Origin of the sequence: Limnofasciculus baicalensis BBK-W-15 (assembly GCF_024178385.1) — a bacterium.
GTDB lineage: Bacteria > Cyanobacteriota > Cyanobacteriia > Cyanobacteriales > Coleofasciculaceae > Limnofasciculus > Limnofasciculus baicalensis.
On record NZ_JAMZMM010000178.1, the window covers coordinates 1 to 12,332 of the forward strand.

At 42.7% G+C, this 12,332-nt stretch carries 13 protein-coding genes; 3 read left to right on the plus strand and 10 right to left on the minus strand.

The features are described from left to right. The first annotated feature begins 555 nt into the window (after positions 1-555). A complete protein-coding gene (locus NJ959_RS17215) occupies positions 556-939 on the plus strand; it encodes a response regulator transcription factor (protein WP_254012971.1) in 384 nt (127 codons plus the stop codon). A gap of 203 nt (positions 940-1,142) precedes the next feature. Here NJ959_RS17215 and NJ959_RS17220 read toward each other — a convergent pair whose 3' ends face one another. Together NJ959_RS17220 and NJ959_RS17225 are read right to left on the minus strand one after the other, a co-directional pair. Next, positions 1,143-3,491, minus strand: a complete 2,349-nt coding sequence (locus tag NJ959_RS17220; RefSeq protein ID WP_309242648.1) for a pentapeptide repeat-containing protein — start codon at positions 3,489-3,491, stop codon at positions 1,143-1,145. A gap of 19 nt (positions 3,492-3,510) precedes the next feature. After that, on the minus strand, positions 3,511-3,801 hold the full coding sequence (locus tag NJ959_RS17225; RefSeq protein WP_254012972.1) for a hypothetical protein: 291 nt from the start codon (positions 3,799-3,801) through the stop codon (positions 3,511-3,513). A gap of 176 nt (positions 3,802-3,977) precedes the next feature. Between NJ959_RS17225 and NJ959_RS17230 the strand changes: the two genes are divergently transcribed. Further along, positions 3,978-4,406, plus strand: coding sequence for a hypothetical protein (locus NJ959_RS17230; protein ID WP_254012973.1), 429 nt, complete (start codon positions 3,978-3,980; stop codon positions 4,404-4,406). Positions 4,407-4,541: 135 nt separating this feature from the next. On the opposite strand, the gene NJ959_RS17235 is transcribed toward NJ959_RS17230, so the two are convergent. The 4 genes from NJ959_RS17235 to petB all read right to left on the minus strand — a co-directional run bounded on the left by NJ959_RS17235 (position 4,542) and on the right by petB (position 7,977). Beyond that, positions 4,542-4,922, minus strand: a complete 381-nt coding sequence (locus NJ959_RS17235) for a hypothetical protein (RefSeq protein WP_254012974.1) — start codon at positions 4,920-4,922, stop codon at positions 4,542-4,544. Positions 4,923-5,083: 161 nt separating this feature from the next. Then, entirely contained in the window at positions 5,084-6,292 is a 1,209-nt protein-coding gene (locus tag NJ959_RS17240; protein WP_254012975.1) for a glycosyltransferase, read from the minus strand. A gap of 418 nt (positions 6,293-6,710) precedes the next feature. After that, positions 6,711-7,169, minus strand: a complete 459-nt coding sequence (gene petD, locus NJ959_RS17245; RefSeq protein WP_254012976.1) for a cytochrome b6-f complex subunit IV — start codon at positions 7,167-7,169, stop codon at positions 6,711-6,713. Between the two features lie 139 nt (positions 7,170-7,308). Further along, positions 7,309-7,977: a cytochrome b6 gene (gene petB, locus NJ959_RS17250; RefSeq protein WP_254012977.1), complete on the minus strand. Its 669-nt coding sequence runs from the start codon at positions 7,975-7,977 to the stop codon at positions 7,309-7,311. Positions 7,978-8,374: 397 nt separating this feature from the next. Between petB and ctpA the strand changes: the two genes are divergently transcribed. Beyond that, positions 8,375-9,613 carry a carboxyl-terminal processing protease CtpA gene (gene ctpA / locus NJ959_RS17255; protein WP_254012983.1) on the plus strand — a complete coding sequence of 413 codons (1,239 nt, stop codon included), beginning with the start codon at positions 8,375-8,377 and terminating at the stop codon, positions 9,611-9,613. 310 nt (positions 9,614-9,923) lie between these two features. Here ctpA and NJ959_RS17260 read toward each other — a convergent pair whose 3' ends face one another. The 4 genes from NJ959_RS17260 to NJ959_RS17275 form a co-directional block, all read right to left on the minus strand. Then, entirely contained in the window at positions 9,924-10,148 is a 225-nt protein-coding gene (locus tag NJ959_RS17260; RefSeq protein WP_254012978.1) for a hypothetical protein, read from the minus strand. Between the two features lie 2 nt (positions 10,149-10,150). Continuing rightward, entirely contained in the window at positions 10,151-10,348 is a 198-nt protein-coding gene (locus tag NJ959_RS17265) for a hypothetical protein (protein ID WP_254012979.1), read from the minus strand. Then, a complete protein-coding gene (locus NJ959_RS17270) occupies positions 10,338-11,780 on the minus strand; it encodes a DEAD/DEAH box helicase family protein (protein WP_254012980.1) in 1,443 nt (480 codons plus the stop codon). The genes NJ959_RS17265 and NJ959_RS17270 overlap by 11 nt, the downstream gene beginning before the upstream one ends. Before the next feature lie 87 nt (positions 11,781-11,867). Next, positions 11,868-12,332, minus strand: a 465-nt coding sequence (locus NJ959_RS17275; protein WP_254012981.1) for an MBL fold metallo-hydrolase, incomplete at its 5' end; no start/stop codon positions are given.

Below are 12,332 nucleotides of genomic sequence, written 5' to 3' on the forward strand. Positions count from 1 at the left end.
CTAGTGCAGGTGGGCAGAAATAACCCATCAGTTGTGAGCAGGGGAGGAGGGGAGCAGGGAGCAGGGGAGAAAAAACCACTATCAAGCCTCTGAAACTGGTGGGTTACTTCTGCCGCGCTGCACTAGAAACTCCTAGCCCCTAGCCCCTAGCCTCTAGAAAGAAAGCTCCTAGCCCACATTCATCAGCTTCATCAGCTTCATAAAACTTTAAAAAAATTTGCTCTTATTTAAAGATTTCGTAAAGCTAACTCTCCCCAGCCGCGATATCCCCAAGCGATGAACATCACTCTCCAGAAGGATCTAAGTCACATTCACTATACTTCACATCTGCCTCATCAACAATTTGCCTATATTGCGTATTTAACGAAAAATGTTACGATCCTCAGATAAATCTTGATTTGATTTAGTCGTCAGGGGTAAGGGATACCCTTATAACAACCCTAACTTGACAGCAAGTCAAGTGTTTTGTAGTTCCTACCAGGGCTGTCATCATTCGCGAAGCCTTCACCAAGTCTTCTCGGAGAGTAGCCACTGAGTTTACCTGCGAGGATTGTTATGAGTACAGTGCTAGTCGTCGAAGATAATGTTACCCAACAACAACTATTATGTTGGGTTCTTAAAAAGATGGGATTGACGGTGATTATTGCTAGTGACGGATTGGAAGCACTAGAAAAAGTCCGGATTCATAGTCCAGAATTGGTAATTCTGGATATTGTCTTGCCTCACATGAATGGCTATGAAGTCTGTCGTCGCATTAGAGCCGACTCGAAAACTCAGAAAATCCCCGTGATTATCTGTTCTGCTAAGAAGGAAGAATTCGATCTATATTGGGGTATGAAGCAAGGTGCTGATGCTTACCTGACTAAGCCTTATCAAGCTAAGGAAATTGCCTCTACGATTAAGAGTTTTTTGAAGAATGAGGCACAGCTAGCTGGTTGAAAACCATCGGATTAGATTTTAGATTTAATCGGTATCGGTATTGACATGATTCTTGTTCTTGTGTTATTCTGATAATGGGAAGTTATGCTTGCAAGGAAAATATTCCATAGCGGGGCGATCGGTTTTGTGTTTTTTAACACAGAGGTGTCACAGAGGTACTCAGAGGGTTGGCAGGAGAGAGAGGTTTTTCGATCCTAGAGAATTCAACGACACCCAGAATAAACTCCTCCATGAGTACAAATATATTGAATTTGTTCTGGATCTAAATTTTTGGCTTTGGTAAAGTCAACTCCTTGCAGTTTTGCACCAGAAACAATAGCAGTAGGTTGCTTTTTAATAAATTCATTTGTATTGAGCGGTGGGGGAGGAGCAAAAGTCGCGCCGAGAAAGTCTGTACCTGCCAAATTTGCCCCGCGCAAGTCAACTAGACTGAGGTTAGCTTTGTGGAGTTTGGCATTTTGTAAGTTAGCTTTACTTAAATTTGCCCCAACTAATTTAGTATAACTGAGATCCGCATCTCGTAGTTTAGCATTACTCAAATTAGCTCCGGAAAGATCGGCTCCTTGCCAGTTAGATTCAGTCAAATTGGCAAAAGTAAAATTACTTCTTACCGCTTTCACCTCTCCCAAATTGGCTCTACGCAAGTTGGAAAAATTGAATTTTGCTTCTCCCAACTTCGCACCAGTCAAACTCGCATTTTCTAATATCGCTCTACTTAAATCAGCGCTAATTAACTCCGCACTACTGAGATTAGCACCAATTAGGTAACTATCAGATAAATTGGCTCGATTGAGAGTTGCTCTGATAAAATTAGTGCGATTCATTAAAACCTTCTTCAGGATAGAGCCTGTGAGATCTGCTTCCTTGAGATCCGCACCACTTAAATCAGCAATCCAATCATCAAAAGTGCCAAAATGCCCATCCTCACCTGAACCATAAAAACGGCTATTTGTCAAACTAATTTTAGTTAAGCTAGCAGAACGAAAATTGATCCCAGATAGATCTATATTATCAAAAATAGGCTTAAATATCACTGAACCCTGCTTCACCTCACCCAAGTCGATCCGACTCAAATCCGCTTGGTGAATGCTATCTCTGTAGATAGTAATAATTTTGGCGATCGCACGATTAACAGCACGTTGTCGCCATGCTACCAACTTCTGCTCTTCGGGTGTTCCCTGCTTGAGAAGTGTTTCGCGATCGTTTGCCAGAGATTGATTTAAGTGTCGGAGTGGAGGTAGGGCTTCTGCTCCTTTACTCACCAAAGCCGCACCGATAGTATCAATTAAACTAGGAGTCTTTTCCTGACCTAATAAATCTACCAAAAAATACACAGCACGGGAATCATCAATCCTTGCTATTGCCAGAATTGCACCTTGTCTTTCTTCAGTTGCAGTTGCTGATTTAGAACCTAATTGCTTCACCAATGCCAGAAATACTTGATTATTTTGTTGTTTTAGATCCCGCCGATTAACCTGGCTTTGAATATAAATCTGAGTCACTACAAAAGTGCCAAATACAGACATCATTCCAGCAAAAGAAAGAATAAGTAGAGTCAATCCAGGCTTTTGGCGCATCCACCACCAGAGATTCTTCTGTGGAGCTTGTGGAGTTGGGGAGGTGAGGAGAATAGTAGTTACTTTTGGAATATAATTTTGACCATTACTAGATTCTCCCCCCGCCGAATTCCACCCATTTTCCACCTCTAATATCACCGATTGATTATTTCCTGATGACGACAAATTATCAAAAGATTGAGAGTAAGGCAGAAACTTATTTCCAGCCAAGCAATAGGTACCTGAAAATCGATCGTGGAGGGTACGGCGACGGGAATGAAATAAAGCGCTACCACTTTCTGCAAGTAACATAAAACCCGCCAGTCCGACTAAAATACCAAAATCAGGAAAGGCTCCAGTATAGCGCCAAACCAGATAAGCAGTGCCCAGCGGAAATCCCCATCTCCCCACAACCTCCCGCAAAAAGACACGAATCAAACCCGGAGGTGCGCCAGATGGATCGATCGCTCGGATACCAAACCAACGTTTAGGAGTAGTTTGGCCTGTTTTGCCCAATAGATACAATTGCCAACTTGAGACAAATATCGGGATTGCGATCGCACCACACCAGAATAAATTAGTGAGAGGGGGAACCTGCCGATTTAGTCGCGAAATTGGGTATGCTAGAGTTTTGGCGATCGCCTCTTCAGTGGCAGCCACCATGGGGTTGAGAGGAACGGGTTCAACCTGCAATCGATCCTTAGCATACCACCCAATAGTATAGGGAACCAAAGCACTCGCTGCCAAAAGGGATAATTCCAATACAACGGCCGCACCACGTCGTGCGATTACGGGTACAACCCGGTGCAGTTGGAGCGGAAATGACCGACTAACCTGTTGATTTTTCACTATTTTTATGCTAGGGCTAGCCATCTTCAAATCTGATACCACGAGGAAAGGTTTGTACTTACAGACATTACGCCAAGAAACCCGGTTTCTACACACAATATAGGGTTGAGCAAGGAGATAGTTAGATATAAACCGGGTTTCTACCATCTGCGCATGTAATTCCTCCTTAATTAGGAGACTGAGGAGTAACAAAGAATTTATACACCCCATAAAGGATTACACCTAATATAGCTAGACTGATTAGGGAAGCCACTAGTTGGAGTACACTGCTCAAGAGGGACATACCCACACTCAGTCCCACTATAACTACCACAACTTTACCAAGACTGGGGAGGCGATTAAACCAAATCGCTACTCGATTTAACGCTAACTTGACAGGGTGAGAGTCAGGAAAACGGTTGTACAGGTTTTGTTTCCACTGAGTTGCTGTAAAGGGTTGATTTTGATCTTGGTTCATTTCTAGATCCTGATGTCTACACTTATAATTTTAATTCCCCCTTACCACTTCCCTCTCACCACTTCTCCCTCACCTCCTACGTGACAGTCAGCAAACAGGAACATCATGGATCCGATACCGTCTATCAATTTAGGACAATCGTATTAGTAAGACTGGAATAAAGGTCAGGGGATAAGATGAAACTATTTAAGAATTGGATTGTTGTTCCCACTGCCTTGGTAGCCATCTTAACGAGCATTACCCTAGTGAGTGCAGATCCTCTACCAATTACGCCCAACTTTAAGCCAGATCCGATAGTTTTGACAGGGATCTCCGGTGGCGCGAAAGATAGCCAAGGCTGCGGTAAAATTGGAGAACAGCCAAACCATGTAATTCGCTTGAGTAATAATTTCAAGTACTTGCGCTTCAGTGTAGAAGGTGAGGGGGATCTGACATTACTAATTGAGTCTCCTAGCGGTTCCCGTTCCTGCGTACTGTATGATAGTGCAGCCGGGGGAAAGATTCAATCATCCGGATTTTGGGAGATTGGGACTTATCTGATCTACATTGGCGATCGCTCTGGACAGAAGCATAATTATACATTATCAATTACTCAAATCCGTTAAGCAAAGAAGGGAACGATAATCATCATTTCTTCGTGTCTCCGTGTCTTGGTGTTTTTACAGAACCACAAAGACACGGAGGCACAAAGTATTAGTGTCTTTGTGTCTTTGTGTTTCAAATAGCCAGTATTCAATGCCTCAATCTTCAATCTGCTGGACTTGAACTTCTACAGCATCAACATCAATCGTACCGGGAGGTGTCAAGCGCAGGAAACGCCCGCCTTCAACTTTCAAAGGTTCCCCACAGTTTGGACAACGGCAATTGGTGCCGTTAAACCCGGTGAATTCAGATGCGCAGACTGGACATTTGTCTTCCACTAGATTCCGTCTCAACCACCAGCGAAACCCCAGCCACCCAATTACTGGTGTGAGGATTGCTAATGCAACCAAAATGAAAAAACCGTTCACCACCCAGCCCAAACCAACTGATCCGAGCAACAAGCAGGTGGCTAGGAAGGTGAGCCAACAGCCCACACCGGATAGGTTAAACTGGGAAAATTTAGGATCGTACTGGTTCACGGTACTTTTCTAACAACGATTGTGGCAGGATGGATATAATCCATCGTAGTGCAAGACAATACTTACAGCACAGCATCTTATTGGAAAGCCCAATCCTTGAATATACTGTTGGTTATATTGAGCTATTCTGTTATTGGCTATGTTGTATTTAGTCCAGATGTCTAGAATAGCGAACTCTCCTGCAATGCCATCTGAGATGTTACCGTGGTGGGATAAAGGAGTTGTTTTAATTGCTCCTTCATGGCATCTTTACTAAATAGGGCAAGTGACTGTTCCCGCAACCACTCACCATTACAGCGCCGATCCTCGCCTTTGAGAATTTCAATACAAGCCGCTGCTACAGCATCTGGGTTACGATGGGGGACTTGCCAACCCAACCTTCCATCTTGGAGAGGATCGGATGATCCATCAGCATCACCAGATAGTACTGGTTTACCACAAGCCATGGCTTCTAAATAGACAATCCCAAAACCTTCTTGAGAGGGCATAATATAGGCATCAGCAACTCGGTAATGTTCAGCTAATTCCTCTGTAGGGACGAATCCAGCAAATACGACACGATCGGCAACACCTAAATCTTGAGCTAGTTTTGCTAGTCTGGGTTGGTCATCACCCCGACCGATTACTAAATATTTTACCTCTGGGAAAACCTTTGCGATGCCTCCGGCGGGCGAAGCCATCGCACTGATAGCCCGAATTGTCACATCAACTCCTTTGTATATATCGCCAGACCACAACCGTGCTACTGTCATCAATACCTTAGCTCCCTCAAGACCATATTTTTCGATCAGCGCTGGTGATTTTGCTCCTGGGGTGAAGGTATTGCCATCAACCATGCAGGATAAAATCTTGATTTTATTGGGATCGAGGTTATTGGCTGCACAAGCGCGATCGCGACTGTAGCGGCTAATCGTCCAAATCTCTGCTGCTGATGCTAGTGCTTGTTGCTGGAGATTCGGTAATCGCTCCCAAACCTCTTTGCCATAAGTTAAGACTGTGTAAGGAATACCCAATGGCTGACAGATTAGCCGAGTCAGGGGTGCTAGATTAATATGACCGCAGAAAATGTGATTTGGACGTTTTTGCCATAAACAGCGCAATAGAGCGGCTGAAAACCTCAGACGCTCTAGGTGAGGATTCTCTGTTTTTAGGTAGTGAAATTTGAACGGGGGGGCATCAAAGGGATTTTCGCAGTTTGGACTATCCCGAAGCAAAAACACCTCAGCCGCTGTTTGATTATCAGTTTGGGATTCCAGTGACAGATATGCTTGTAAAATATTTTTGACGTAAGACTGAATGCCGCCTTCGGCTTCAAAAATCTGTATAAAAATAAATACATGATTCACTGTAGTATGGCTTGAATATCTCATTTTTTTTTTCGCCTCCACCGACTAACTAATAACCATTTTGATTTATTATTCCTAATTTTGGTTGCTTAAACAGGGGTTGCCTCAATTAGAATAGATTATCTATACTTTTCTACAGTACAATGAATCCCTTTTCCGGGGAATTATACTAAATTGTAGTGAAAATGTAGAATCTGTCGCCTTTGCTATTGCTTCTGAGACTGACAACCGGAGTAGCCCTTTCAGGGCGGCTACGCCAACGGAGTATGCGCGAAGCGCAGGCTACGCCAACGGAGTAGCCCTTTCAGGGGATTTGGTATTAAATTTTGACTAAAATTAATTTACGCCGGAAATTGTCTTAGTAGTTTCAAGTTACTACTTAAACAATTTCCGGCGTAAAAGTTAAGATATTACCTTCTTGAAACAAACCCAAAGTCAAAGATTAAGTGAGTGGGAAGGTAGCACCAATACCCATCCAAAGAGTAACGGCAGTACCAAATAGGAACACTGCCATGGCGACTGGGCGACGGAATGGATTTTGAAATTTGTTGACGTTTTCGATAAAGGGAACGAGAAGCAATCCTAAAGGAATTGATGCCATTAGTGAGATTCCTAACAGTTTGTTAGGAATCGTGCGCAGAATTTGGAAAGAGGGATAAAGATACCATTCTGGCAGGATTTCTAGGGGTGTAGCAAAGGGATCTGCAGGTTCGCTAATCATCCCTGGATCTAGTACAGCTAAACCAATGCACAGGGCAATACTCCCCATAATTACCACAGGGAAGATATAGAGAAGGTCATTAGGCCAAGCTGGTTCGCCATAATAGTTATGACCCATTCCCTTGGCAAGTTTTTCTCGCAATGCTGGATCGCTGAGATCCGGCTTTTTAATAGTTGCCATTTTTGGATTGTTCTCCTCAAATTAATAAAATTCAGCAGGTGGTTGTTGGTTATTGGTTGTTGGTTATTTGTTATTAGTTTTTATCAAGATTACAACCAACAAAGAACTAACAACCAATAACTAACAACAAACAACCAATTTATAACGGACCAGAAATACCCTGCTTGCGAATCATGAGAAAGTGCATCAGCATGAAGACGGCAATCATCCAGGGCAGAACAAAGGTGTGGAGACTGTAGTAGCGAGTTAGGGTTGCTTGACCAACGCTAGTACCACCCCGCATTAGTTCAACAATGGTAGAACCGACAATGGGAATTGCTTCGGGAACTCCAGATACAATTTTAACTGCCCAGTAACCTACTTGGTCCCAAGGGAGTGAATAGCCAGTTACGCCAAAAGATACCGTAATCACAGCGAGAACAACGCCAGTTATCCAGGTGAGTTCCCGGGGTTTCTTGAATCCGCCTGTCAGGTAAACCCGGAAGACGTGTAAAATCATCATCAGAACCATCATGCTAGCGGACCAGCGATGGACGGAACGGATCAGCCAGCCGAAGCTGACATCTGTCATGATGTATTGGATGGATGAAAATGCTTCTGCCACCGTCGGCTTGTAGTAGAAGGTCATGGCAAATCCAGTGGCGAACTGGATTATAAAGCAAGTGAGAGTAATCCCACCAATACAGTAAAAAATGTTAACGTGGGGAGGAACGTATTTGGAGCTAACGTCGTCGGCTAATGCCTGAATTTCTAGACGCTCCTCAAACCAGTTAAATGCTTTTGAGTCGGTAACCTGCTTAGAAAACATGAAGCCAGAATTCCTAGAGGGATATTGCTGTTGTTGATTGATTTTACTGGAGAATGGGGACTTCGGAATGGGGAATGGGGAATGGGGAATGGGAAAATTTTCCCTGGTGTCCTTAATCTCCCTTTCCGCCATTACCGTAGGACAGGCTAGAGGCTTGTCTTTTCCAGACTATCAGAAATGTAACATAACTTGACAATAAATAGGAGAGATCGAGCCTGATCTGCCCAGACGGCGGTAAATAGCGGTTAAGCAAGATATACTTTCCACAGGTACAGGACGACACGTTAGTTGCTAATGGCTAATGAGAAAAAGATGATTAGTCATTAGCGATAAGGTGCGATCGCTAAATATGACCGTATCAAGACATTTGTCAATATCCAAAGTTAAATTTTTAGTCATGGGCAAACGAGTTTTTTGGGTTGGACTCTTACTAATCTGTCAAATTGTCTTTTTCTCCCCTTGGTGGACACCGACAGCTTGGGCATTTACCGACAATCAACAGCTTTTCTCTGAAGCTTGGCGCATTGTCGATAGAGCCTATTTAGATGATACCTTTAACCATCAAAACTGGTGGTTAGTACGTCAAAATGCTTTGGAAAAACCACTGAAGGATCGTGAGGCAACTTACAGCGCGATTAGAACTATGTTAAAGAGTCTCGACGATCCTTTCACCCGCTTTTTGTCACCAGAAGAATATCGCAGTTTGAAGGTAAATACCTCTGGGGAACTTTCCGGGGTAGGATTACAAATTTCTCTCGATAGCGAGACAGGGGTATTGGAAGTGGTTGCGCCGATTGCTGGCTCTCCAGCAGATAAGGCAGGAATTCAATCGCGCGATCGCATTCTGGAAATTGATGGTACTCTAACATCTCAATTAACTCTGGATGAAGCGGCGACTCGGATGCGGGGAACGGCTGGTACTACCGTAACTCTAAAAATTCAGGGTAGGGCAGGGGAAATTAATTCTATTCCTCTGGTAAGGGCTGCGATTACTCTCAATGCAGTTTATGCTGTTTTGGATAAGCAACCTGATGGTGTTCCCGTTGGTTATATTCGCTTAACTCAGTTTAGTGCTAATGCTCCGGCAGAATTAGCAGACGCGATCGCTAAACTGGAGGATGAGGGTGCGGGTGCTTATATTCTAGATTTGCGGAATAATCCTGGTGGTTTATTACAAGCTGGTATCGATATTGCTAGTTTATGGTTGGATCGAGGTACTATTGTCTATACGGTAAATCGCCAAGGAATGATGGGGAGTTTTGAAGCAGATGGATTGGCTTTGACACAAGATCCTTTGGTGGTTTTAGTTAATCAGGGAAGTGCTAGTGCTAGCGAGATTCTGGCTGGGGCATTGCAAGATTTGGGTAGAGCTAAACTAGTGGGAGAGAAAACTTTTGGTAAAGGTTTAATTCAGTCATTATTTGATTTGTTTGATGGCTCAGGATTAGCTGTAACTGTTGCTAAGTACGAGACTCCTAATCATCGGGATATCAATAAGTTGGGTATTGAACCAGATTTGGCAGTTCCCTTGGAAGTAATAACTAGTGATGATGTTGTGATGGTGTCAGATAGTCAATATCAAGCTGCTGTACAATTATTAAACTCAGATTCTGTATTAACGGCAGATGCAGGGTAAAAGGGTATTGAGAAAGATCGAATATGTTTTGAATCGCTTTTCAGTCTGTCAGATTATAACTATTTGTATAGCTTCTAATTAGGGCTTGCTGAAAAAGTCTTTTGGTGAGGGTGGGGTGTGGGGTATGAGAAACTTTTCCGCGTTTTTGCTTTTGTTTTCACCCCATTAATTTCACCAGAAAATCCTCAATCACTCCCTGAGTTTCCCCTGTACCAGCGCTTATTTCTGGTCTTTTTTCCACCTTTTATCGGTCTCCTCTCCTTGATGAATCAAGGTTTCAGGCTTATACAGCAAGCCCTAATTACGAAACTCACTTACAGATTTCCTCCAGGGCGAGGTATTGAAATTCACTATGTAAAGATTTTGGCAAGATATGCTCTACTTCCACAAGGTGAGTAAGACGCTTTTCGCAAAATGAACAATAAGAACCAATACGTTCAATCAGGTAAGATTTTGCTATCTGATAAGGACGAAATACGATGTTTCCTCCTGTGAGAGTATCCGTTGGTATATTGCCACGATTAACAGGTCTCATTGTTATTCCTCATTGAGCATTGCTGCACGTTTCATTTTTGCAGCTTCTGTGGCGTAATAATTTCGGGCGTATAAATCTCGACATTTTTTATTAGCTACTGTCGGTAAATGTGTCAAGCAATTTGTACAGATACCTCCCGCAGAATGAAGATAAGGACGCTGACATGATTGGCATTGCCACACGAAGTTCTCATCCCTCATTATTTTCTAATTCCAGACGCTTTCCACCAAAAAATATCGTGCCACACTGTTCGCAGTAAAGTAGTTCTAAAACTCGGTACTGATCCCATAATATGGGAGGATTTTCTACAAATAGTCTGCCGACGGGTCGATTCTTACTCAGATCGTTTTCTTCACACCCATAATTCGGTTTAGTGCAAGCCCAAAGTCCTTCGATATTCCTGAAAAACCAGTGTAATCTGAAAGATGGTAAGGATGTTTGATTGCACAAACTACGAGTAATCAGCAATCCTCTTAATGCCAGTTTGAGATTTTCCTCACCTAAATCATTACCGAAAATCCGTTTAGCAAAATCTGCGATCGCAACGGCACGAATTTTGTCATCAACTTCACAAGCCTTAACCATTCTGGCACCAACAGCAATCCTTTCAGATTCCACGATTTGGCGACAGTTATTATATATAGATATTTCCTGTAACTTTTCTATATTATTAATCTCTGATTCTTGAGCTAATTTACCCAAAGCGATGAAGGGTTTGCTATCAATAAATTCTTCACCTTCAATTGCCGGAATTGGCTCATGATGACCTGGTATAATTTGTTTAGGCTGCCATTCTGTACCGAAGAATTGATTGAGAAATTCTAAGCTTTTTGGATCGTTTGGTTCCAGAGAAGCACTAGAAGCCAGAATCCTTAATTTGGGATGACCGGGATGAAGTCCCAAGCGTTCCAGTAATAGCCGTAGTAAATAAGCAACTTCTGTCCCCGTTGTGCCACGATACAAGTGCAATTCATCAACAATCAAATGAAAAATGCTGTCATCTTTCTCTAACCACGCCTTAGTCTTGGCAAAAATATCTTTATCGATATCCCGCATCAGCATAATACTGAGCATACAGTAATTAGTAATTAGTATGTCTGGTGGGGCATCCGTCATATCCCAGCGACAGCGCATTTCTGCCCCATCTAAACGCGGGAAAAAGAACCTCACATCTTCATCACCAGTTGCCTTAAAATGCTGGATAGAAGCATCAACTGAAAACTCCATCTGCTGCATTGCTTTCAGTAGTTCTTCAATTTTTTCTCGGTTAGGATTGCCATTCTTTGTATCTTCACGTCCAGCTACAGGTGTAACGCCATTGTATCTACCAAAGTAAATTTTATTACCTTTTACAAATAAAGCCAAATAGCCGATGTATGGGGGATAACCTTGTCTTTGTTGTCGGTATTTCCACTCTTCCATCGTCTGCAATCCTTTCTGGCAAATACCATTTCTCGTTATCCCAACTGAGGTTTTGACGGCATTGATAAAATCTTGGCAGTCAACGCCTTTTGACTTACCAATGGCAGTAATTAGATCCTCTGTGACGTACAGATATACTGGAAAATCAGCCATTTCTGGTTTGAAGAAATGCTCGGCAATTAAATTATTCCAATCTCGGTAAGACACCATGATTATAACTTTGTCCCATTCACCTATCTGCTCTATTTTTCATCGTTTATTCATCCCTTGGCAAAGGAGTAGCACAGCACTATATGTCTAAATATCTAAATCAAACTCACATAAACCCTGATAAGCCCGCTCAATTACCCCTTTTCCCCGCAAAAAACCAGTATTTGCACCCGGACAAATATAACTCAATGTTTCCGGATTAAACCGTTCGATCAAAGCTTTCAAACTTCTAATTTGCCTCAACCAATGAAAAGTTTTCGACAATTTTAATGGCACAGGTTCACCTGCTTGATTCGGTAGTAAATGACGACCAGTAAAGAGAACACCACCAGTAAAGTTATAATATAAACAAGCTGAACCAGGAGAATGTCCCGGTGTCCAAATTATCTGTATATTTTCCGAAATAGTTAACTCATCTTGGAAAGTGGTAACATCAAGTCCTGGTAATAGATAAGCTTCTTGTTCTTGAATCAGGATTTGACACCCCATCGCCTCCTGAATTTCTCGCGCCTTGCCAATCCCACCTCGATGGGTAATGAAGAGTAACTCAAC

What these genes read in the sequence shown, in the direction of transcription:
- NJ959_RS17260 (WP_254012978.1), bottom strand. Translation starts at nt 10,148, where the DNA reads ATGAGACCTGTTAATCGTGGCAATATACCAACGGATACTCTCACAGGA.
- ctpA (WP_254012983.1), top strand. Translation starts at nt 8,375, where the DNA reads ATGGGCAAACGAGTTTTTTGGGTTGGACTCTTACTAATCTGTCAAATT.
- NJ959_RS17230 (WP_254012973.1), top strand. Translation starts at nt 3,978, where the DNA reads ATGAAACTATTTAAGAATTGGATTGTTGTTCCCACTGCCTTGGTAGCC.
- NJ959_RS17215 (WP_254012971.1), top strand. Translation starts at nt 556, where the DNA reads ATGAGTACAGTGCTAGTCGTCGAAGATAATGTTACCCAACAACAACTA.
- NJ959_RS17265 (WP_254012979.1), bottom strand. Translation starts at nt 10,348, where the DNA reads ATGAGGGATGAGAACTTCGTGTGGCAATGCCAATCATGTCAGCGTCCT.
- NJ959_RS17270 (WP_254012980.1), bottom strand. Translation starts at nt 11,780, where the DNA reads ATGGTGTCTTACCGAGATTGGAATAATTTAATTGCCGAGCATTTCTTC.
- petB (WP_254012977.1), bottom strand. Translation starts at nt 7,977, where the DNA reads ATGTTTTCTAAGCAGGTTACCGACTCAAAAGCATTTAACTGGTTTGAG.
- petD (WP_254012976.1), bottom strand. Translation starts at nt 7,169, where the DNA reads ATGGCAACTATTAAAAAGCCGGATCTCAGCGATCCAGCATTGCGAGAA.
- NJ959_RS17240 (WP_254012975.1), bottom strand. Translation starts at nt 6,292, where the DNA reads ATGAGATATTCAAGCCATACTACAGTGAATCATGTATTTATTTTTATA.
- NJ959_RS17225 (WP_254012972.1), bottom strand. Translation starts at nt 3,801, where the DNA reads ATGAACCAAGATCAAAATCAACCCTTTACAGCAACTCAGTGGAAACAA.
- NJ959_RS17220 (WP_309242648.1), bottom strand. Translation starts at nt 3,491, where the DNA reads ATGGTAGAAACCCGGTTTATATCTAACTATCTCCTTGCTCAACCCTAT.